This window comes from Kribbella shirazensis (genome assembly GCF_011761605.1).
GTDB lineage: Bacteria > Actinomycetota > Actinomycetes > Propionibacteriales > Kribbellaceae > Kribbella > Kribbella shirazensis.
Genome location: NZ_JAASRO010000001.1, coordinates 5,056,836 through 5,077,421 on the forward strand (window position 1 = coordinate 5,056,836; position 20,586 = coordinate 5,077,421).

Genomic DNA, 20,586 nt, shown 5'->3' on the forward strand with positions numbered 1-20,586 from the left:
CTCCGTGACGGCTGCTATTTGCGACGGGCGATCCGGTCCATGGTGGAGCGGATCGAGCTCTCGGTGGGTTGCGGCCACAGCACGTCCCAGGTGTGGAAGACGACGCCGATGCCCCAGGCGAAGATCGGGAAGACCGGCCAGAAGAAGCCGGCTCCGGTGACGTACCAGATGATCACCAGGAAGGTGTTCACCAGGACGAACGCCATCAGGTGACCGGCGAGCTCACGCCGCTTCTGCAGCTCGGTCACCGCCTGCTCACGCAGGTCGTCATCGGTCCGCGGCGGACCGGTCCGGTCGACGGCCGTCTTGTCGAGCACTGTCTTGTCGTCCATGACTGCCTCCTTGCTCATCACTTCCACCGTGCGCCGGTGCGCGCTGTCCGGTCAGGGCAGCAAGACGTGCCTCGGGCGGGACCTTCGGCCCTGCTGGTGTAGCGGTTCCGGATCGACGCTGGCTGCAACGGACGACTGACGGGAGGGTCTGATGACTACCGCGATGAGTTCAGGGACGTACCCGGTCCGGGTGGACGGGGCGCTCGACGACCGGCTGAATCGCTGGTTGTGGCTGGTGAAATGGGTGCTGGTGATACCGCACCTGTTCATGCTGGCGGTGTTGTGGATCGCGTTCGCGGTGCTGAGCCTGGTGGCGTTCTTCGCGATCCTGTTCACCCGGCGGTACCCGCGCGGGATCTTCGACTTCAACGTCGGGGTACTGCGCTGGACGTGGCGCGTGGAGTTCTACGCGTACGGCGCGTTGGGCACTGACAAGTACCCGCCGTTCACGTTGGAGGACGTACCGGCTTACCCGGCGCATCTCGAGGTGAAGTACCCGGAGCACCTTTCCCGCGGGCTGGTGCTGGTCAAGTGGTGGTTGCTGGCGATCCCGCACTACATCGTGGTCGGGTTCTTCGTCGGTGGCGGGACCTGGTTCGCGACGACCGCCGACGATCGGGCCTGGGCCTGGGGCGGCGGTCTGGTCGGGCTTCTCGTTCTCGTGGCGGCGGTGGTGTTGCTGTTCACGGGCCGGTATCCGCGGTCGGTGTTCGATCTGGTGCTCGGAATGAACCGGTGGGCGTTGCGGGTCGCGGCGTACGCCGGGCTGATGGTCGACCAGTACCCGCCGTTCCGCCTGGACATGGGCGGTGACGATCCCGGTACGACGCGACTCCACGAGCCGCTGACTGCGGACTCGACGCCGGCCCGTGTCATGCCGGGTGGCACGCCGCCCGCAGGCCCGCCGCCCGCTGTTCCGCCCGCCGGTCCGCCGATGCGGGAGGCGACGCCGCGGATGTCGGCCGGGCGGATCGTCGCGCTGGTCGTCGGCGTCGTGGTGACGCTGGCGTCGGTCGTCGGACTCGCGGTCGGCGGTGCGCTGGCGTGGCTCGACCAAGGACGCCGGGACACCGCGGGTTACGTGACTTCGGACCAGGTGGCGCTGAGTACGACGGGGTACGCGCTGGCCAGCGAGAACTTCACCATCGACGTCGGGGCGACGACGGTCCCACGCAGCTGGTTCGGCGACGTCCGGGTGAGGGTGGCCTCGACCGACGGCTCGCCGGTCTTCGTCGGTCTGGCGAGGTCCGCCGATGTGAGCGGCTACCTGGCCGGCATCGGCTACACGACGGTCACGGCGATCGGGCCGGACGACACGACGTACGTCGAACATGCCGGCGGAGCGCCCACGACGTTGCCTGACGAGCTGATGATCTGGCGTGTCAAGGCGTCCGGTCCTGGGGAGCAGACGATCACCTGGCCGGTCGAGAACGGCGAATGGACGCTCGTGGTGATGACTGCGGACGCCAGCGCGAACGTCAACGTGCGGACCGATGTCGGAGCGACCGCGCCGGCGCTGGAGTGGGCCTGGATCGCGGTCCTGGCGAGCGCGGGCGTGACGCTCGTGCTGGGACTTGTTCTCGTCGTGCTGGCGGTCGTCCGGCGGCCGCGGCCGGGACCTTCGACTCTGCAGGGACCACCGGTCCCACGGGTGGAATAGAGGCGACTGACACCACTGACTGAAGGGTCGATCATGAGCGTACGAGTTGGGATCAACGGGTTCGGGCGGATCGGGCGGGACTACCTGCGGTGCGTCCTCGAACGCGGATCCGACGGCATCGAGGTGGTCGCGATCAACGACATCGCCACACCGGCGACGCTCGCCCACCTGCTCCGTTACGACTCGACGTACGGACCCCTGAAGCAGGAGGTCGGTCACACCGAGGACACGATCACGGTCGGCGGCCGCAGCATCCGGGCGACCGCCGAGCGTGACCCTGCCGAGCTCGACTGGGCTGCGGTGGGTGCCGACATCGTGATCGAGTCGACCGGCAAGTTCCGCACGCGGGACGCCGCGGCGGCGCACCTGACCGCCGGTGCCCGCAAGGTCATCCTGTCCGTGCCGGGCAAGGACGTCGACGCGACCCTCGTCCTGGGCGTCAACGAGGACGACTACGACCCGGCGACCCACGATGTCGTCTCGAACGCTTCGTGCACGACGAACTGCGTGGCGCCGATGGTGTCGGTACTTCACCAGGCCTTCGGGATCGAGCGCGGCCTGATGACGACGATCCACAGTTACACCAATGACCAGGTGCTGCTGGACTCCCCGCACAAGGACCTGCGGCGTGGCCGTTCCGGTGCTGCGAACCTGATCCCGACGAGCACCGGTGCGGCCCGCGCGGTGGGGCTGGTGATCCCGGAGTTGGCCGGCAAGATCGACGGCGTCGCCGTTCGGGTGCCGGTCGAGGACGGCTCTCTGACCGACCTGTCGGTCGAGCTCTCCACGACGGTCACGGCCGAGCAGGTGAACCAGGCGTTCGCCGACGCCGCGGCCGGTCCGCTGAAGGGAATTCTCCGGTACACCGAGGATCCGATCGTGTCCCGGGACATCATCGGCGACCCGGCGTCGTGCATCTTCGACGCACAGCTCACCCAGGTCCAGGACCACCTCGTGAAGGTCTTCGGGTGGTACGACAACGAATGGGGCTACACGAGCCGCCTGGTCGATCTGACTGCGCTCGTCGCCGCCTCGCTGTGAGTGGAGGTCAGTCATGAACCCCGAGTATGTCGTCCGGCTGAACGGCGCCGCGGAGGCGGCCGTGGACTCCGCGCAGGTAGGTGCCAAGGCTGCCCGGCTGACCGAGCTGGCCCGGGATGGGATCCGGGTTCCGGAGGGTTTCGCGGTGACGGCCGCGGCGTACCGGGAGTTCGTCCGCGACGCTCGGCTGGGGCCGACCATCGCGCAGGCGATCCGTAGGTACCGGGCCGGCCGCGATCTCGTCGTGGCGGCGGCCGAGATCCGCTCCGCGTTCCGCGACGCCTGGTTGCCGCCCGCGGTGGTGGACGAGATTCTCGCTGCCTACCGGGAGCTGGGAGGCGACGGCACGGAGGTGGCCGTCCGGTGCAGCCCGGGGACGTTGCCCGACGGGGTGCAGGACGAGGTCTTCCTGCACCTCGACACCGCGCAGGACGTCCTCGCGGCCTGCCGGCGGTGTTTCGCGTCGCTGTTCGGCACAGTTGCCGTCGGCAATCGCGAGGCGCTGGGGGTTGATCACATCCGCGCCGCGATGCCGGTACTGGTGCAGCGGATGGTGCGCGCCGACCTCGGCGGATCCGGGACGGCCCACGGTGAGAGCACGTTCGTCCGCGTGCGCGCGTCCTGGGGGCTGGGCGAGCCGCCACCCGCCGAGGCGGACCAGTACTCGGTCCACCCCGGACCCCGCCCGATGATTGTGAAGCACCGCGGCGCCAAGCTCACCAAGACCGTGTACACCGACCCGCGCGGCACCCGGACCGTCGAAACGACGCCGGCCGAGCGGGCCGCGTTCGTGCTGGCCGACGAGGAACTCCGGGAGCTCGCCTGCTGGTCGGTCCTGGCCGACCAGCGCCTCCGGCGTCCGACGACGCTCGAGTGGGCGAAGGACGGGGTGTCCGGCGAGCTGTACGCACTGGAAGCCCGGCCGGGTGCGGTGCCCCAGGTCGTTGTCCAGGCCTGCGGCCGTTCCGTCCTCCAGCCGCAGCTCGGGTGACGGTCATGTTCGAGGTGCGGATCCACGGACGCGGTGGTCAGGGTGTGGTGACGACGGCCGAGCTGTTGTCGGTCGCCGCGTTCGCCGAGGACAGACAGGCACAGGCGTTCCCGACGTTCGGGTCGGAGCGGACCGGCGCGCCGGTCGTCGGCTTCTGCCGGATCGACGACCATCCGATCCGGAGCCACGAACCGATCGCCGAGCCGGACGCGGTGATCGTCCAGGATGCCACGTTGATTCACCAGCCCGACGTCCTGGCCGGCCTCCGAGTCGACGGCTGTCTGCTCGTCAACACGTCACGGTCGCTGGCCGACCTCGGTCTGGACGCCGTCGACAGGCGCGTGCTGACCGTCCCGGCGACCGAGCTGGCGATGACCCATCTGGGTCGTCCGCTGCCCGGCGCCGTACTGCTGGGTGCGTTCGCCGCACTCACTGGGCAGGTGAGGGTCGAGTCCGTCGTGGCGGCCGTCCACCAGCGATTCGCCGGATCCGTTGCTGCTGGCAACGTCGCGGCGGTCCGCGACGCGTACGCGCTGGTCGTCGAGGAGGTTGCTCATGCGCTCACAGATTGAGGGCTCGCGGGCGGTCGCGCAGACCGTCGCACGGTGCCGTCCCGAGGTGGTCTGTGCGTACCCGATCTCGCCGCAGACGCATATCGTCGAAGCGCTGAGTGTGCTGGTCTCATCCGGTGAGCTGACGCCGTGCGAGTTCGTGAACGTGGAGTCGGAGTTCGGCGCGATGTCGGTTGCCATCGGCGCCTCCGCGGCTGGCGCGCGTGCCTACACGGCCACGGCCAGCCAGGGGCTGCTGTACATGGCGGAGGCTCTCTACAACGCCTCAGGACTCGGACTGCCGATCGTGATGACGGTCGCGAACCGTGCGATCGGTGCCCCGATCAACATCTGGAACGATCAGAGCGACTCGATGTCACAGCGCGATTCCGGATGGATTCAGCTGTACGCCGAGGGCAATCAGGAGGCCACCGACCTGCATGTTCAGGCGTTCCGGATCGCCGAGGAGCTCTCACTGCCGGTGATGGTGTGCATGGACGGGTTCGTCCTGACCCACGCCGTCGAGGACGTCGACGTACCCTCGCAGGACCAGGTGGACGCCTTCCTGCCGCCCTTCGAGCCGCGCCAGGTCCTGGATCCGGACGATCCGGTGACCATCGGGGCCATGGTCGGACCCGACGCTTTCACGGAGGTCCGGTATCTGGCCCACGAGAAGCACCGGCAGGCGCTCACGGTGATTCCGCGGGTCGCGGACGAGTTCGCGACGAGCTTCCGGCGCAGCAGTGGCGGCCTGGTCCGGCCGTACTGGTGCCTGGGCGCCGACACCGTGGTGATTGCGCTCGGGTCGGTGCTGGGCACACTCAAGGACACCGTCGACGAGTTACGTGCCGAGGGCGTCAGCATCGGTGTGCTGGGCTTGACCACCTTCCGTCCGTTCCCTTACCGCGCAGTGCGGGCAGCGCTTCGTGGTGCGCACCGTGTTGTCGTGGTGGAGCGGGCTCTCGGAGTCGGGATGGGCGGAATCGTCACCGCCGATGTGCGGGGGAGTGTGCCGGACAAGCCGATCGCCACGGTGATCGCGGGGCTCGGCGGCCGGCCCGTGACCAAGCGGTCGTTGCGTGGCCTGCTCGCCGACGCCGTCGCCGATCGGTTGGAGCCGCTGACGTTCCTGGATCTCAAGCGGGACGTTGTCGAGCGCGAGCTGAGTTGAGGAGACCGAGCCATGCCGGTGCAACGGATCAAGTTCTACCAGACCGGGAGTTTCGCGGTCGGGAATCGCCTGCTCGACCCGGGCCGGCGGTCCGTACAGGCCGATGCCGGACGAACGAACGCGCTGACCAAGGGCCACCGCGCCTGCCAGGGTTGTGGTGAGGCCCTCGGCGCGCGCTATGTGCTCGACGCCGTGATGCGTGCCACCGGCAACCGTGCGGTGACGGTCAACGCCACCGGCTGCCTGGAGGTCTTCTCGACGCCGTTCCCGGAGTCGTCCTGGCAGGTGCCTTGGCTGCACTTGCTGTTCGGGAACGCCCCGGCCGTCGCCACCGGCGTCGCGGCGGCGCTGAGGGCGAAGGGCCGTACCGATGTCCGCGTCGTCGGCCAGGGCGGCGACGGCGGAACGGTCGACATCGGGCTGGCGTGTCTGTCGGGGATGTTCGAGCGCAACGACGACGTGTTGTACGTCTGCTACGACAACGGTGGCTACATGAACACCGGAGTACAGCGGTCGGGCGCGACGCCGCACGGCGCCGTGACCACCACGACGCCGGCCGGCAACTCGTTCGGGCAGGGCAAGAGTGTGCCGTTGATCGCGATGGCGCACCGGATTCCGTACGTCGCGACGGCGACGGTCGCGGACCTGCGCGACCTCGAGTACAAGGCGGCCCGGGCGATGGAGTTCCACGGTGCGCGGTACCTGCACGTTCTGGTGCCGTGCCCGCTGGGGTGGCGCACCGCGTCCGACGAGACGATCCGGGTCGCGCGGCTGGCGCAGGAGACCGGGATGTTCCCGGTCTTCGAGGCGTTGGACGGTGAGGTGACCGACGTGACGCCGATCCGCCGCGTTCTCCCCGTCGTCGAGTACCTGCGTCCGCAGGGTCGTTTCGCGCATCTGTTCGGGGATCCGCCGCGGGAGGACGTGATCGGCAAGCTCCAGTTGGAGGCCGACCGGAACATCCGCACCTTCGGCCTGACCGAACCAGTGAGGTGAGTTGGATGTCCGAGGCAAGCAAGCACCCGTACGCGATCACGCTCGACGTCGGATCGAGCCTGGCGAACAAGACGGGATCGTGGCGGACCGAGCGCCCGGTCTACCTGGACCGGATGCCGCCGTGCAACGACGCGTGCCCGGCCGGCGAGAACGTCCAGGAGTGGCTCGCGCTGGCCGAGGACGGTGACTACGAGGCCGCCTGGCGGCAGATCATGGCCGACAACCCGTTCCCCGCGGTCATGGGCCGGGTCTGTTACCGGCCGTGCGAAACGGCCTGCAACCGCGCGACGCTGGACCAGCCGGTCGGCATCAACTCGGTCGAGCGGTTCCTGGGCGACGAGGCGATCACGCAGGGCTGGTCGGTGACGATCGACGCACCGCCGAGCGGCAGGAGTATGCTCGTGATCGGGGCCGGTCCGTCCGGGTTGTCGGCGGCGTACCACCTGGCGCTGCGGGGCCACCGGGTGACCGTGCGGGACGATTCGCCGCAGGCCGGCGGCATGATGCGGTACGGCATCCCGTCGTACCGGCTGCCGCGGGACGTGGTGGACGCCGAGATCCAGCGGATCGTCGACCAGGGCGTCCGGCTGGAGCTCAGCACGCCGGTGACGGACCTGGACGCTGCGCTCGGTGAGTTCGACGCGGTCTTCCTCGCGGTCGGCGCGCACATCGGGCGCCGTGCGGACATCCCGGCCGGCGACTCGGCGCGGATCGTGGACGCGGTTTCGCTGCTCGCGGACCTGGAGAAGGGGGAGGAGCCGCTGCTGGGGCGGCGGGTCGCGGTGTACGGCGGTGGCAACACGGCGATGGACGTGGCCCGGACCGCGCGCCGCCTCGGTGCGTCGGACGCGGTGGTGGTGTATCGCCGTACGCGGGAACGGATGCCGGCGCACGACATCGAGGTCCATGAGGCCCTGGACGAGGGGGTTCGGATGCGGTGGCTGTCGACCATCGTGTACGCCGGCGACGACCGCGTCCTGATCGAGAGGATGCGGCTGGACGAGACGGGGTTCCCGCAGCCGACGGGCGAGTTCGAGGAACTCGACGCGGATTCGGTGGTGCTCGCACTCGGCCAGCAGGCCGACCTGGCGCTGGTCCGCGGTCTGCCCGACGCGACAATTGCGGACGGGGTCGTACAGGTGGACGGACGGATGATGACAGGGCATGCCGGGTTGTTCGCCGGTGGCGACATGGTCCGTGGGGAGCGGACTGTCACAGTCGCCGTCGGGCACGGCAAGCGGGCCGCCCGGAACATCGACGCCTGGCTGTCCGGTGCGACGTACGAGCACGCGGAGCGGCCGGAGCTCGCGTCGTACGACCGTCTGAACACCTGGTACTACGCGGACGCTCCGGCCACGCTGCGGCCGCAGCTCGACGTCGCACGCCGGATCAGCAGCTTCGACGAAGTCACGGGCGGGCTCACCGCGGAGAACGCACTGTTCGAGGCTCGCCGGTGCATGTCCTGTGGCAACTGCCTGGAGTGCGACAACTGCTTCGGGATGTGCCCCGACAACGCGATCATCAAGCTCGGTCCCGGCCAGGGCTACGAGATCGACCTGGACTTCTGCAAAGGCTGCGGCCTCTGCGCCGCCGAATGCCCCAGCGGCGCCATCACCATGCTCCGGGGACGCTTCTGAACTGGTTGCCGGGGGCATCGGTAGCGGGTTGTGTCACCACTGGGCACGCTGTAACCCGCCAGCGGTCATACAACCCGCCATCCGTACGAGATCCGGCGGTGCCTCCGCTGTCCGTCCGCACGGTCGTCTGTCCTACGAGCGGCGGGACGTTCGGCCCTGCTGGAGCGGCGTCGGACGTCAGACGGTGGAGGCATGGAGGACCTTGCTGCGAAGGTATGGGTGACGGTTCGTGGAGAGGTGCCGGGGCGGGCGCGGAGTATGCGCTCGGAGAGATCCGGCATGTCGTGAGCCGAGTGCCTGACCGGATCGAACACGTGCATGTTGTGCTGGGGATCGCCGCGAACCCGGCGCATGAGGCGCCCGCGGGTGTCGAGGTCGAGGCCGCTGTGGCCGGGCGGGCCGTTCATGTGCACGCGGCGGCCGCGGGGCTGAACGAGGCGATCGACGAGGCGGCGGGCCGGCAGCGACAGCGGACTCCCCGGGGTCGTCCAGATCAATGCGGCGTGGGGACTGGGCGAGTCGGTCGTCAGCGGCCAGGTCGACCCCGACGAATACCTGGTCTTCAAGCCGAAGATCCTCTGGGACGAGTTGCGCCCGATTCTGTCGCGCCGTCGCGGTGCGAAGGAGATCAAGGTCGTGTACGGCGAGTCGGGTGGCACGATCACGGTCCCGACGAGGCCCGACGAGCGCAGCCGGCCGGCCTTGGACGATGACGAGGTACTGCGACTGGCGCGGTGGGGGCTCGCGGTCGAGAACCATTACGGCCGGCCGATGGACATCGAGTGGGCGAAGGACGGCCGCACCGGTGAACTGTTCCTCGTCCAGGCGCGCCCAGAGACTGTGCAGACCCGGCGGGAGGCCGCGTCGCTGCGGTCGTACCGCCTGAAGGAGACCGGGCGTGAGCTGGTGACCGGGCTGGCGGTCGGGGAGGCGATCGCGGACGGCCGCGTGTGCCTGGTGGACTCGCCCGCCGACATCGCGAGCTTCGTCGACGGCTCGATCCTGGTTACCCGGATCACCGATCCGGACTGGGAGCCGATCATGCGCCGCGCGGCCGCGATGGTCACCGACCATGGTGGACGGACGTCGCACGCCGCGATCGTCAGCCGCGAGCTCGGCCTACCGGCGATCGTCGGGACGGGGTCGGCGACCGCGGACCTCCGCGACGGCGAGTACATCACCGTGTCGTGTGCCCAGGGCGAGCGCGGTGTCGTCTACGAGGGCGAGCTGGAGTACGACGTCACCGACCTCGACCTGGGACACCTGCCGCCGACGCGCACGAAGGTGATGCTGAACCTGGCCGATCTCGACGCCGCCTTCCGGTGGTGGCGGCTGCCCGCGGACGGTGTGGGCCTGGTGCGGATCGAGTTCGTGGTGAGCAACCACATCAAGGTGCACCCAATGGCGCTGATCCACTACGACATGCTGGACTCCGACGTACAGCGGCAGATCGACGTCGCGACCGGCGGCGCTGTCGACCGCGAAGCGTATCTGGTCGACCGGCTCGTGGAGGGCATCGCGCGGATCGCGGCGTCCCGCTGGCCGGATCCGGTGATCGTCCGGACGAGCGACTTCAAGACCAACGAGTACGCGCGACTGATCGGCGGTTCGGGGTTCGAGCCGGCCGAGGAGAACCCGATGATCGGGTGGCGTGGTGCGAGCCGGTACTACAGCCCGGGATACCGCGAGGGGTTCGCGCTCGAGTGCCGCGCGCTGCGCAAGGTCCGCGAGGAGCTGGGCCTGACGAACGGCGTGGTGATGATCCCGTTCTGCCGGACGCTGGGCGAGGCCCACCGGGTGCTCCAGGTGATGGAAGCGGAGGGTTTGCGGCGCGGCGACAACGGGCTGCAGGTCTACGTGATGGCGGAGATTCCGGCGAACATCATCCTGGCCGACGAGTTCGCCGAGCGGTTCGACGGGTTCTCGATCGGCAGCAACGACCTGACCCAGCTGACCCTGGGCGTCGACCGGGACTCGGACACGCTCGCCTGCTTGTTCAACGAGCGCGATCCGGCGGTGGCGCGGAGCATCGAGCACCTGGTCCGGGAGGCACACCGGGCCGGCCGCAAAGTCGGGTTGTGCGGGCAGCGGCCCAGCGACGACCCCGGATTCGCGACGTTCCTGGTGCATGCCGGGATCGACTCGATCTCGGTCACGCCGGACAGCTTCTTCGCGGTGAAGACGAACGTCGCCGAGGCCGAGCGGTCCAACAGCTTCGTGCCGATGGTGGAGGCCTTCCCGGGTGATCCGGCCACGACGCCCGGCGCCGCCCGGTAGCCGAAGGTCCCGCGGATCAAGGGCCGACGGCTCTGCCGCGGCGGTCCCGTCACGACCAGAGTGGTTGTGGGAGTTGATGATCATGCAGAAGCGCGCAGCGCTGAACGAGCTCGGCCTCAGCGCCGGAAAGAAGGCCCGGCTGCACAGGATCTTGTTCGAGCACGGCCTGCGGAACGGTACGGCGTTGTTCCTGCCGTACGACCAGGGCCTCGAGCACGGGCCGCGGGACTTCTTCGCGAACCCGCAGGCGTCGGATCCGCGGTACATCATGAAGCTGGCGGTCGCCGGGGAGTTCAACGGCGTCGCGATCCAGATCGGGCTGGCGGAGAAGTTCTTCTGGGACTACGCCGGTGAGATCCCGCTGATCCTCAAACTGAACGGCAAGACCGACATCCCGTCCGACGCGGCCGCGTTGTCGCCGGTGCACGCGAGTGTCGAGGACGCCGTACGGCTGGGCGCGGACGCGGTGGGCTACACGCTGTACGTCGGATCGCCGGCGCAGGAGGCCGATTTCGCGCAGTACCGCACGATCCGCGCCGACGCGCAGCGCCTCGGGATGCCGCTGGTCGTGTGGGCGTACCCACGCGGCGAGGCGATCGAGGCGAAGGGCGGCAAGGACTCGTTCTACGCCGTCGACTACGCCGCACGGGTGGCCAGCGAGCTGGGTGCGGACGTGGTGAAGGTGAACTTCCCGCATCCGGACAAGCGCGACAACGTCAAGCCGCCGTACGAGGAGATCTTCTCGACGCAGCAGGCGATCGACGATGTGGTGCGCTCGGCGAATCGGACGCTCGTGCTGGTCTCCGGCGGCGAGCGGGCCGGTGACGACGCGATGTACCGCAAGGCCGAACAGGCGATGGACGCCGGCGGTCTGGGCCTGATCTTCGGGCGGAACGTGTGGCAGCGCGGATACGACGAATCGCTGGACTTCATCGACGGGTTGAAGGAAATCCTCGTCCAGCATCCCAGCCAATGAAGGGAACGGAAGTGATGAACAAGTACATCCTGGTCGGTGTGGACGACACGCCCGAGGCACAGATCGCGTTGCGGTGGGCCGTGGAAGCGGCCAAGCAGCGGGAACTCGCGGTCCGGATCGTGCGGGCGTACCGCGCTGATCTCGAATGGTGGCCCGCGGCCAGTATGGCCGGCTACGTGCCGCCGCCGATGCCGTTGGACATGTTCCACCGCGAGCTGGACGAGGCCGTGCAGTATGTGCGGGATCGGCTTGGGCACGAGGCCGCGTCGGGGTGGCTCGCGGACGAGGATGCGGCGCCGGCCCTCCTGATGGAGGCCGGCGGCGCCGAGATGGTTGTCCTCGGCGGCCGTTCGCCGAGCAAGATGTCGGCCGCGTTCCTGGGATCGGTGGCGACCGCGGTCGCGGCGAAGGCGCCGTGCCCGGTGGTCGTCGTGCGGGGTGAACGCCGCACCGGGCCGATTGTTGTGGGAACCGATGGGTCGCCTGACTCCGAGGACGCGGTCGTGTTCGCGTTCGAGGAGGCCGCGCGAACCGGTGAGCCGCTGCGGGTCGTGTACTGCTGGCAGCCGATGTCGGAGAACGCGACGTCGGTCGACAGCACCGAGGGTCTGCTGCAGAACTGGCTCGCGGAGAGCCTCGAGCCGTACCGCCGCAAGTTCCCGACGGTGAGGGTGCGCGCCGCGGTCCTGGAGGGACGGGCCAGCGCACAGCTGATCAAGATGTCAGCCGAGGCCTCACTGGTCGTCGTCGGCTCCCGCGGACGTGGCGGTGTCAAGGGACTGCTGCTGGGATCTGTCAGCCAGAGCCTGCTCCACCACGCGGACTCGCCGGTTGCGATCGTCCGCCGGGCCAAGGAGTCATGATGCGTCACTACCTGACCGTCTCCGACGTGATGACCAAGGACGTCGTCACCGTCGCGGAGGACACGCCGTTCAAAGCGGTAGCCGGGCTCCTGGCCGAGCACCACATCAGCGCGGTGCCGGTCCGCGACGTGTACGGTGGCGTGGCCGGCGTGGTGTCCGAAACGGACCTCCTTCGCAAGGAGGAGTTCCAACGGGCGCGCCTGCCCCGCTGGTCGCGCCGCCGGGCCCGGGCGAAGGCGGAGGCGTTGACCGCCGGACAGCTGATGACGTGTCCGCCCGTGACCGTGGAAGGCGGCTGCACCCTGGACGAGGCTGCCCGGTTGATGGCTGCTCGCGGGCTTACCCGCCTGGTCGTGACCAACGGCGACAAGTTGGTCGGGATCGTGTCGCGCTCCGATCTGCTCAGTGCGTACCTCGCTTCCGACCAGGAGACTCTGGCCCGGGTACGGCGCGACGTCGTCGACCGTCATCTGTGGGAGGACCCGCGGACCGTGGAAGTCTCTGTAGTGGAAGGGGTTGTCACGCTGACGGGGCAGGTCGAGAAGCGCAGTACCTCAGCGTTCGCCGAGCACCTCACCGCAGGCATCGACGGTGTCGTGGCCGTACGCAACGAGTTGACCTGGGCCGTCGACGACCTGTCCCACGCCCCGGGAGGGATCTTCTACTAGAAGCACACAAACACCGTTCGGGTGGGTGAGCTGATGCGGCAGCTCACCCACCCTCTCGCTGTGCCGTGAAGCTGAGGTGTTCGGCGAAGTGGAGGACCCAGAGTGTGAGGATGGCGGCGATAGCGATGGTCAGGAGCAGGTCGGGCTCGACCACCAGGGCGAGTGTCGAGCAGGTTGTCGCGGGCACGGCGAGGATCGGAGTGAGCCAGGCGACCCGTGGCGGGTCGCCGTCGTCGGCGAGCAGCAGGGTGGTTGCGCCGGTGAGGATCAAGGTGGCGGCCGTCATCGCACGGACTTGGATCAGGCTGTCGGTGGCGAGGTACGTCGCGTAGAGCGACAGCAGCATGCCGAGGGGGAGGGCGGCGGCGACACGGCGTCGGCCCGGCATGATGGTCACCGGCCGTGGGTGGTGGAGATGTCGCGGCCGTCGAGGGCCGGTAGGGCGAGGGCGACGAGAACTACGGTGCCGGCGAGGAGCCAGAGGTGGCTGAGTTGCAGGCCGGTACCGAGAGGGCCGTTGTGGAAAGCCTGGTGGATGGGGGAGTAGGGCTGCCAGGACTCGAAGCGCGGGAGGAAGAGGCCTGCGGCGTACACGACGTAGGCCGCGACCGCGGCGACCGCGGCGATCGCGATGGCGGTCGGGCGGCGGCCGGTGACCGCGCCGGCGGCCAGCGCGAGTACGCCGTACTCGACGCCGAGCAGGGTGGTCCCGAGGGCACCGCCGGCCGCGTCGGCCGGACTGATGCCGAGTCCGAAGATACCGCTGCCGAGGACGGTGGAGGCGAACAGAGCGAGGCCGAGGACAGCGATCGACGACGCGAGGGCGAACGCCTTGTCGAGGACGACGCGGGCTCCGGAGACAGGGGTGACGAGCAACAGTTCGAGCGTGCCGCGCTCCTCCTCACCGGCGATGGCCCGGGCTCCGTACCCGATGCCGAAGACGAGGAATGGGGCGGGGAGGAGCAGGGCGTACAGCTCAGCCAGGTCCGGATTGTCGCGGACGGTCGGCCACAGCGCACACGCGAGCAGGACCAGTACGGCGATCGCGATCGACCACCCGATCAGGCCGCGGCGGGCGTCGTACAGCGACTTCAGGTAGACGTTGCGGAACATGAGGTCCCCCGTGGTCGCCGTGGTCCAGGAACGGGGCTTCGAGATTCGTGGCCTTCAACGCCTGCACGGGCCACACCGAGACCAGTCGGCCGGCGCGCAGGATCGCCACGGTGTCGGCGACCGCCACGACCTCGGACAGGACGTGTGAGGAGAGAAAGACGGTCCGCCCGGCGTTGCGGGTCTCGCGGACAAGATCGTGGAACTCGCGTTGCATGAGGGGATCGAGCCCGGTGGTGGGCTCGTCGAGAATGAGCAGGTCGGGGTCGTGCATGAACGCCTGCACGATGCCGACCTTCTGCCGGTCGCCGCGAGACAGCGTTCGGATGCGGACGTGGAGGTCGAGGTCGAACCGCTGCGCCAGCAGTTGGATGCGCGACCGGTCGACGCCGCCGTACAGGTGCGCGAAGTAGTCGAGGTACTGCGTCCCCGTCAGCTCGGGGTAGGCGGCGAAATCGCCCGGCAGGTAGCCGATCCGGCGCTGCAAGGCGTCGTACCGGTCGGCGGCGTCGAAGCCGAACACGATCGCGGAGCCTGCTGTTGGGCAGACAAGTCCGGCGAGCAACCGGACCGTGGTGGTCTTGCCGGCGCCGTTCGGCCCGAGGTACCCCAGCACGACACCGGACGGTACGTCGAGATTGAGGCCGTCGACCGCGGTCCGCTGACCGAACCGCTTGGTCAGGTTGCGGGTCCGGATGACGTGGTCCATGTCAGGACTCTGCGTGGTGCACGACGGCGACCGGGCAGCGCGAGTGGAACAGCAGGCCACGGGCAACGGAACCCAGCCGCAGTTCGGAGAACGCCGTACGGCCGACGCCACCGACCACCACGAGATCGGCGTGCTGGGACTCGCGAGCCAGGACGAGAACGGGGTGGTCGGTGACGCCGCGACTCTGGACGGGGACTCCGGGGTACTTCGCCGCCCAACCGTCGAGGGTCTGGGTCAGTAGTTCGTCAGCGGTGTCGATCCACGGCTGCCGGGCAGGGTCGAACCAGTTGCTGGGATCCGGACGGGTCTCCCGGTCCTCGACGGCGTGCACGCCCAGGACCTCCGCGCCGGTCGCGCGCGCCAGCTCGAAGGCGAAGTGCAACGCGTCCTGCCCCTCCCGTGATCCGTCGATGCCCACGACGATCCGCTTGTATGGCGGCGCGGCCGGGTCCCAGGTGTCCGGGACGACGAACAGTGGAACCTTCGTGGCGAGTGCCGTGCACACCTGGGATGTCGAGCCGAGCATCAGTTCGGCGAAGCCGCCCATGCCGCGCCGGCCGACGACAAGTGCCCGTGAGCGTTCGGAAAGATCGAGGAGCACCTGGGCCGGATGCCCATGGCGGACGTCGAGCGACACGTCGTGGAAGCCGAGGCGACCCAGCTCCTGCAACGCGTCGTCGAGCACCTCGCTGCCGTCGTCGACTCCGGTGGGCGGCGGGGTTCCGTCGACCTGCCGCCGGTCGTCGAGGATGTGCACGACGTGCAGCGGTGCGTGGTGGAGCTCGGCGTAGGCCACAGCCCAGGTCAGGGCGACCAGACCGTCGCGAGATCCGTCGATACCTACCAGCACGGGCAGTTCGTTGGTCATGGGCACCTCCTCCGGCACTCCCAGTCAAGCCGTGGCGGGGCGGTGCGGGCAGGACGGAAAGTCCTGGGAACGAGCAGCGAAGGTCCCGGCCCGGCGGGCTGTTCGGCCGGTGTGAGGGACGGCGGGGTAGACGAGTGTCGGGGTGAGAAGTCTCGTTCGAGGAGGTTGTGATGAAGGCATTGGTCTACAACGGGCCGGGGCAGCGGAGCTGGCGCGAGGTGCCGGACCCGGTGATCCAGGATCCCGAGGACGCGATCGTGCGAGTGGACGCGGTGACGATCTGTGGCACCGATCTGCACATCCTGAAAGGTGACGTGCCGACCGTTGAACCCGGCCGGATCCTTGGCCACGAGGCGGTCGGCACGATCACTGCCGTCGGCGACGGGGTCCGGGGCGTGGCGATCGGTGACCGGGTGCTGATCTCGTGCATCACGGCCTGCGGTCGATGCGAGTACTGCCGGGAGGGCCACTACGGTCAGTGCCTCGGTGGCGGTGGCTGGATCCTCGGCCACCTGATCGACGGCACCCAGGCCGAGCAGGTCCGCGTACCGTTCGCCGATCGGTCGGTGTACAAACTGCCGGACAATGTCAGCAACGAGGAGGCCGTGTTGCTGGCCGACATCCTGCCGACGTCGTACGAGGTCGGCGTACTGAACGGCAAGGTCTCGCCGGGCGACACCGTGGTGATCGTCGGCGCCGGACCGATCGGCTTGGCGGCGCTCGCGACCAGCAAGCTGTTCACGCCGTCGCGGATCGTGGTCGTGGATGCCGCCGACTCGCGGCGCAAGGCAGCGCTCGAACGCGGTGCCGATGTCGCGCTCGGCCCGGACGAGGACGTCGAGGCGAAGGTGCGCGAGCTGACCGGCGGGCTCGGTGCCGATGTGGCGATCGAAGCGGTCGGCGTTCCCGCGACGTTCGAGCTCTGCACGCGCGTAGTCCGCCCGGGTGGCACGGTCGCGAACGTCGGTGTGCACGGCGCGCCGGCGACGCTGCACCTGGAGGACCTCTGGATCAAGAACGTCACGATCACGACCGGTCTGGTGGACACGTTCTCGACACCACGGCTGCTCTCGATGCTGGCGGCGGGCCGTCTGCAGCTGCCAGGCCTGATCACGCACCGGTTCGGCCTGGACGAGATGCAGGATGCGTACGACGTGTTCTCGGCGCCGGCCACCACCGGCGCACTCAAGGTCGCGCTCTTCGGCGAGCAAGGGTTCTGAGGACCGACGCCCGCGGTCCACGGCGCTGTGCCGTGGACCGCGGGTTCGTCCCGGTCAGTGGACGATGGCGATCGGGCACCTGGCGTGGTGCAGAACGCTCTGGCTGACGGAGCCGAGGAGGAGACCGGTGAAGCCGCCGCGACCGCGGGATCCGACGACGACCAGATCGGCGGACTCGGAACGGCGTACCAGCGCCTGCGCGGCGGAGCCCGGCACGAGTTCCGTCGTCCACTCCACATCGGGGTGATCCGCTGCCGCGCCGGCCACGGACTCGGCGACCAGCAGCCGGGACTCCTCGCGAATCTTCTCCTCGTCGAACTGCAGCATCGAGGCACCGTCGGCATAGGTCAGGAACGGGCTGGTCCAGGTGTGCAGAGCGACGACCTTGGCGTGCAGCGAGTCGGCCTGGTCGAACGCGAACTCGACGGCGTTGGCCGAGGCCTTCGAACCGTCGACACCGACGACGACGGCCGGCCCTTCCTGGGCATGCGGCCGCAGATCGTGTGGGATGACAACGACGGGGCATTCGGCGTGCGTGGTCACCTGTACCGCGGCCGAGCCGACCAGCAGTCCGCTCCAGCCGCCGTGCCCGCGTGATCCGAGCACCACGAGACGCGCGTCCTGGGCGGCGTCGATCAGCGTCTGCGATGCAGCGCCACCGACGAGGCTGGTCTCGACCTCGAGGTCAGGATGGTCGTTCCGGATGCTCGCGGCCACCGCGCCGAGAGCCGCCTGGCGGGCGGTTCGGACGGCTTCGAGCGGTACGACGTGACCTGGCGACGGACGGGTCAGGATGACGATCTCGAAGGCCTCGACGATCCGCAGTGGCGCCATCGCACGGCCGGCGGCGTCGGCCGCCCAGCGTAGCGCGGACACGCTGCCGGGCGAGCCGTCGTACCCGATCACGATCGGAGCGGAATGTGTCGTCATGGTGCGACCTCCTGTGTTCGTTCGGCCAGCCGCTGGTCGGACGGCCCAGTTTCAGCCTCCGTGCACCGCAGGGCCGGCGAACAACGGCATACGTCCCGGGATCGTCGGGCCGTTCGACTCCTGCAGATGGGGTGAGAACGACTCTGCTGATTGCCGGCCGGACGTCAGACGATCGAGGTGTCGGAAATCAATCGAAAGGACGACACCATGACCACCACACCGCACCGGCAGAACCTGCCGGCTCCGGCGGTCGAGCCGGACGGTGATCGGCACCCGATCATCACCACCGCGGCGGGGCGTGCGCTCGCCGTCTTGCGGATCGCGTTCGGCCTGACATTCTTGTGGGCCTTCGTCGACAAGCTGTTCGGCTTCGGCTACGCCACTCCGTCCGGCAAGGGCTGGATCGATGGTGGCGACCCGACCGCCGGATTCCTGGGCAAGGGCACGAGCGGCCCGTTCGCGGACTTCTACCAGTCTCTCGTCGGTGATTGGTGGGTGACACCGCTGTTCATGGCGGGCCTCGCCGGCATCGGCCTCGCGCTGACCCTGGGCGTCGGGATGCGCATCGCGGCCGGTGCAGGGGCGCTGCTGTACGTGCTGATGTGGTCGGCGGCTCTGCCTCCGGAGAACAACCCGGTGCTGGACGATCACATTCTCGGTGCGATCACGTTGGTCGTGCTCGCGCTCGTTGCTGCTGGCAACGTGTGGGGGTTCGGGAAGCAGTGGGCCGGCCTGGACTTCGTTCGCAAGTACCCGTGGTTGCGGTGAGCTCGATGCGTTCCAAGCCGGTCATCCACGTAGGGGTCGATGGCTCCTGGCGTGACGCCGGCGCCCTGGAGTGGGCTCTGCAGGAGTCGCTGGTGCGACGGGAGCCCCTCCAGGTGGTGCACGTGATCGACGAACGCCTCCGGGACGTCACCGTGTGGGAGCCGGAGGCCGTCGACGTAGCGTCGAAGGGCCTGGTCGACGACGTCCAGAACTACTTGGACGAGCCCCAGCACAGTGCAGATGGGCTCGCCCATACGGCTGAACTGCTGGTCGGTTCGCCGGCGCGGAGGCTGACCGAGGCGGCGGCGGACAGCCGGATGCTGGTTGTAGGCCGGCGGGGGATGGGGACGTTCAAGCGGTTGTTGATCGGTTCGACGTCGGAGGCTGTGGTGGCACGCGCGGCGGTTCCGGTGGTGGTTGTTCCGGAGCACTGGAGGCCCTCGGATCACGCCGGTCCGGTGTTGGTGGCGCTGGACGATGACGACGACAACGCGGCTGTGATGGAGTTCGCGGTCGCTGAGGCGACTGAGCGGGGATTGCCGGTTCGGCTGGTCCATGTGTGGGATCTGCCCGCTGTGTACAGCTGGGATGCGATGAACGTCGCCGGTCTCAGTACCGAATGGGCCGAGAACGCGGAGCGGCACTTCGACAACGTTGCCGCCGAATGGCGCAAGAAGTACCCGGAGCAGTCCTTCCAGGTCGACGTACGGCGTGGCCATGTAGTCGACGGTGTCGTCACGGCCGCGGACCAGTCGGATGCTCAGTTGCTGGTCGTCGGCAGGCGGCACCATTCCCGGCTGGTGTCCCTGCTGTTGGGCTCCGTCACTCGAGGTGTGCTGCACCACGCCGCCTGCCCGCTCGCAGTCGTCCACTGCATGAACTTGAGGTGAGAAAGATGAACACGTGGAATCGCACCGGACCTGTTGTGGTCGAGGTCGACGGCACCGCGGAAAACCTGCGGGTTGTGGACTACGCGTCCGCCGAGGCGCTGCGAGTAGGCGCGGAGTTGGTGCTGGTCGCGCCGTACTCCGCGCACACGTCGTACACGCCGATGATGCCCGGGTACGCGGCGAAGTCGCCGGCCGAGGCGGCGGACGCGACCTTGCGTACCGCGGTGGCGCATGTGCGGCACCGCGACGGATACGCGACCGAGCTGGCCGCGGTCAGTGAGGAAGGCTCCCGGCTCCGCGTGCTCCCGCACGCCGCCCGGAACGCGCGGATGCTGGTGGTGGCGAGGTCGCGCAAGCGCGGCCCGCAGCGCCTGGTACACACCCAGGCGGACCTGACCCTGGCGGCGCGTGCGGGTTGCCCGGTGGTCGTCGTGCCGCTGTCCTGGCGTCCGTCGCTGCTCGACCGGAAGGTTGCCGTCGGCATCGACGGTACGACGTTGTCGAGAGAGGCGCTGGAGTTCGCGTTCGGTCAGGCTGCCGGCCGCGAGGGCGTGCTGATCGTCGTCCACGCCGGGCTGCCGGCCGAGCGGGCCTTCTCCGAGGAGGATCCGGAGTGCTCGTGGATCAGTCGTGCGGACTATCTGCTGTCGGAGTCGCTGGCTCCGTGGACGAGCCGGTTCCCGACCGTGAAGGTGACGCGGTTCCTGAGCAGCCGGCCGCCGGCCGCGGCGTTGGTGCACGAGAGCGGTGAGGTCGGTCTGGTCGTCGTCGGGTCGCACGGCGGTCCGTTGCCGATCGATCCGGTCGCGCGGCGCTCGATCGCCGCGATGACCTGCCCGGTCGCGATCGTGCCGCATCCCCTGACCGAGTCCGAGCGTACGGCGGGGCACGCGAAGTCCGCCGTACCGACGCACTGATGTGGAGGTTG

The 20,586-nt window shown here is 69.1% G+C and carries 20 protein-coding genes and 1 pseudogene; 15 read left to right on the forward strand and 6 right to left on the reverse strand.

The window, feature by feature from the left end; translation table 11 throughout:
• Positions 1 to 14: 14 nt before the first annotated feature.
• On the reverse strand, positions 15 to 332 hold the full coding sequence (locus BJY22_RS24460) for a 2TM domain-containing protein (protein ID WP_167210530.1): 318 nt from the start codon (positions 330 to 332) through the stop codon (positions 15 to 17).
• Between the two features lie 151 nt (positions 333 to 483).
• Between BJY22_RS24460 and BJY22_RS24465 the strand changes: the two genes are divergently transcribed.
• The 11 genes and pseudogenes from BJY22_RS24465 (at position 484) to BJY22_RS24515 (ending at position 13,163) form a co-directional block, all read left to right on the forward strand.
• Positions 484 to 1,992, forward strand: coding sequence for a DUF4389 domain-containing protein (locus BJY22_RS24465; protein WP_238350446.1), 1,509 nt, complete (start codon positions 484 to 486; stop codon positions 1,990 to 1,992).
• Positions 1,993 to 2,025: 33 nt separating this feature from the next.
• Entirely contained in the window at positions 2,026 to 3,033 is a 1,008-nt protein-coding gene (gene gap, locus BJY22_RS24470; protein ID WP_167210533.1) for a type I glyceraldehyde-3-phosphate dehydrogenase, read from the forward strand.
• Positions 3,034 to 3,046: 13 nt separating this feature from the next.
• Positions 3,047 to 4,024 carry a PEP/pyruvate-binding domain-containing protein gene (locus tag BJY22_RS24475; RefSeq protein WP_167210536.1) on the forward strand — a complete coding sequence of 326 codons (978 nt, stop codon included), beginning with the start codon at positions 3,047 to 3,049 and terminating at the stop codon, positions 4,022 to 4,024.
• Positions 4,025 to 4,029: 5 nt separating this feature from the next.
• Positions 4,030 to 4,596, forward strand: a complete 567-nt coding sequence (locus BJY22_RS24480; protein WP_167210539.1) for a 2-oxoacid:acceptor oxidoreductase family protein — start codon at positions 4,030 to 4,032, stop codon at positions 4,594 to 4,596.
• Positions 4,580 to 5,746 carry a transketolase C-terminal domain-containing protein gene (locus tag BJY22_RS24485; protein ID WP_167210542.1) on the forward strand — a complete coding sequence of 389 codons (1,167 nt, stop codon included), beginning with the start codon at positions 4,580 to 4,582 and terminating at the stop codon, positions 5,744 to 5,746. The genes BJY22_RS24480 and BJY22_RS24485 overlap by 17 nt, the downstream gene beginning before the upstream one ends.
• Before the next feature lie 12 nt (positions 5,747 to 5,758).
• Positions 5,759 to 6,742 carry a thiamine pyrophosphate-dependent enzyme gene (locus tag BJY22_RS24490; protein ID WP_167210545.1) on the forward strand — a complete coding sequence of 328 codons (984 nt, stop codon included), beginning with the start codon at positions 5,759 to 5,761 and terminating at the stop codon, positions 6,740 to 6,742.
• A 5-nt stretch (positions 6,743 to 6,747) separates the two neighbouring features.
• A complete protein-coding gene (locus tag BJY22_RS24495; RefSeq protein ID WP_167210548.1) occupies positions 6,748 to 8,379 on the forward strand; it encodes an NAD(P)-binding protein in 1,632 nt (543 codons plus the stop codon).
• Positions 8,380 to 8,856: 477 nt separating this feature from the next.
• Positions 8,857 to 10,656 (forward strand): annotated as a pseudogene (gene ppsA / locus BJY22_RS24500) (phosphoenolpyruvate synthase); the annotation flags it as partial.
• Between the two features lie 82 nt (positions 10,657 to 10,738).
• Positions 10,739 to 11,632: a class I fructose-bisphosphate aldolase gene (locus BJY22_RS24505; RefSeq protein WP_167210551.1), complete on the forward strand. Its 894-nt coding sequence runs from the start codon at positions 10,739 to 10,741 to the stop codon at positions 11,630 to 11,632.
• Entirely contained in the window at positions 11,629 to 12,495 is an 867-nt protein-coding gene (locus BJY22_RS24510) for a universal stress protein (protein WP_167210555.1), read from the forward strand. The genes BJY22_RS24505 and BJY22_RS24510 overlap by 4 nt, the downstream gene beginning before the upstream one ends.
• The gene (locus tag BJY22_RS24515; RefSeq protein ID WP_238350447.1) at positions 12,492 to 13,163 is read left to right on the forward strand and encodes a CBS domain-containing protein; all 672 of its coding nucleotides are present in this window, start codon (positions 12,492 to 12,494) and stop codon (positions 13,161 to 13,163) included. Before BJY22_RS24510 ends, BJY22_RS24515 begins: the two co-directional genes overlap by 4 nt.
• Positions 13,164 to 13,206: 43 nt before the next feature.
• Here the strand turns inward: BJY22_RS24515 and BJY22_RS24520 are convergent, their stop codons facing one another.
• Genes BJY22_RS24520 through BJY22_RS24530 form a run of 4 tightly spaced genes read right to left on the reverse strand, consistent with a single transcriptional unit; the run spans position 13,207 to position 15,850 of the window.
• Complete coding sequence (locus BJY22_RS24520; protein WP_167210561.1) at positions 13,207 to 13,560, reverse strand: hypothetical protein; 354 nt, start codon at positions 13,558 to 13,560, stop codon at positions 13,207 to 13,209.
• Positions 13,557 to 14,258 (reverse strand): ABC transporter permease, encoded by a 702-nt coding sequence (locus BJY22_RS41830; protein ID WP_238351236.1) that lies wholly within the window; start codon positions 14,256 to 14,258, stop codon positions 13,557 to 13,559. The genes BJY22_RS24520 and BJY22_RS41830 overlap by 4 nt, the downstream gene beginning before the upstream one ends.
• Positions 14,140 to 14,982: an ABC transporter ATP-binding protein gene (locus BJY22_RS24525; protein ID WP_167210564.1), complete on the reverse strand. Its 843-nt coding sequence runs from the start codon at positions 14,980 to 14,982 to the stop codon at positions 14,140 to 14,142. Before BJY22_RS24525 ends, BJY22_RS41830 begins: the two co-directional genes overlap by 119 nt.
• Position 14,983: 1 nt before the next feature.
• The gene (locus BJY22_RS24530; RefSeq protein WP_167210567.1) at positions 14,984 to 15,850 is read right to left on the reverse strand and encodes a universal stress protein; all 867 of its coding nucleotides are present in this window, start codon (positions 15,848 to 15,850) and stop codon (positions 14,984 to 14,986) included.
• Positions 15,851 to 16,020: 170 nt separating this feature from the next.
• On the opposite strand from BJY22_RS24530, the gene BJY22_RS24535 reads away from it, so the two are divergent.
• Positions 16,021 to 17,070 (forward strand): zinc-dependent alcohol dehydrogenase family protein, encoded by a 1,050-nt coding sequence (locus BJY22_RS24535; RefSeq protein ID WP_167210570.1) that lies wholly within the window; start codon positions 16,021 to 16,023, stop codon positions 17,068 to 17,070.
• 54 nt (positions 17,071 to 17,124) lie between these two features.
• On the opposite strand, the gene BJY22_RS24540 is transcribed toward BJY22_RS24535, so the two are convergent.
• A complete protein-coding gene (locus BJY22_RS24540; RefSeq protein WP_167210573.1) occupies positions 17,125 to 18,000 on the reverse strand; it encodes a universal stress protein in 876 nt (291 codons plus the stop codon).
• Positions 18,001 to 18,207: 207 nt separating this feature from the next.
• Here BJY22_RS24540 and BJY22_RS24545 point away from each other — a divergent pair, with 207 nt between their 5' ends.
• The 3 genes from BJY22_RS24545 to BJY22_RS24555 are packed head-to-tail and all read left to right on the forward strand — an operon-like array spanning position 18,208 to position 20,575.
• On the forward strand, positions 18,208 to 18,768 hold the full coding sequence (locus BJY22_RS24545; RefSeq protein WP_167210576.1) for a hypothetical protein: 561 nt from the start codon (positions 18,208 to 18,210) through the stop codon (positions 18,766 to 18,768).
• 5 nt (positions 18,769 to 18,773) lie between these two features.
• Positions 18,774 to 19,658: a universal stress protein gene (locus BJY22_RS24550; RefSeq protein WP_167210579.1), complete on the forward strand. Its 885-nt coding sequence runs from the start codon at positions 18,774 to 18,776 to the stop codon at positions 19,656 to 19,658.
• Between the two features lie 5 nt (positions 19,659 to 19,663).
• Positions 19,664 to 20,575, forward strand: coding sequence for a universal stress protein (locus BJY22_RS24555; protein WP_167210582.1), 912 nt, complete (start codon positions 19,664 to 19,666; stop codon positions 20,573 to 20,575).
• Positions 20,576 to 20,586 lie beyond the last annotated feature (11 nt).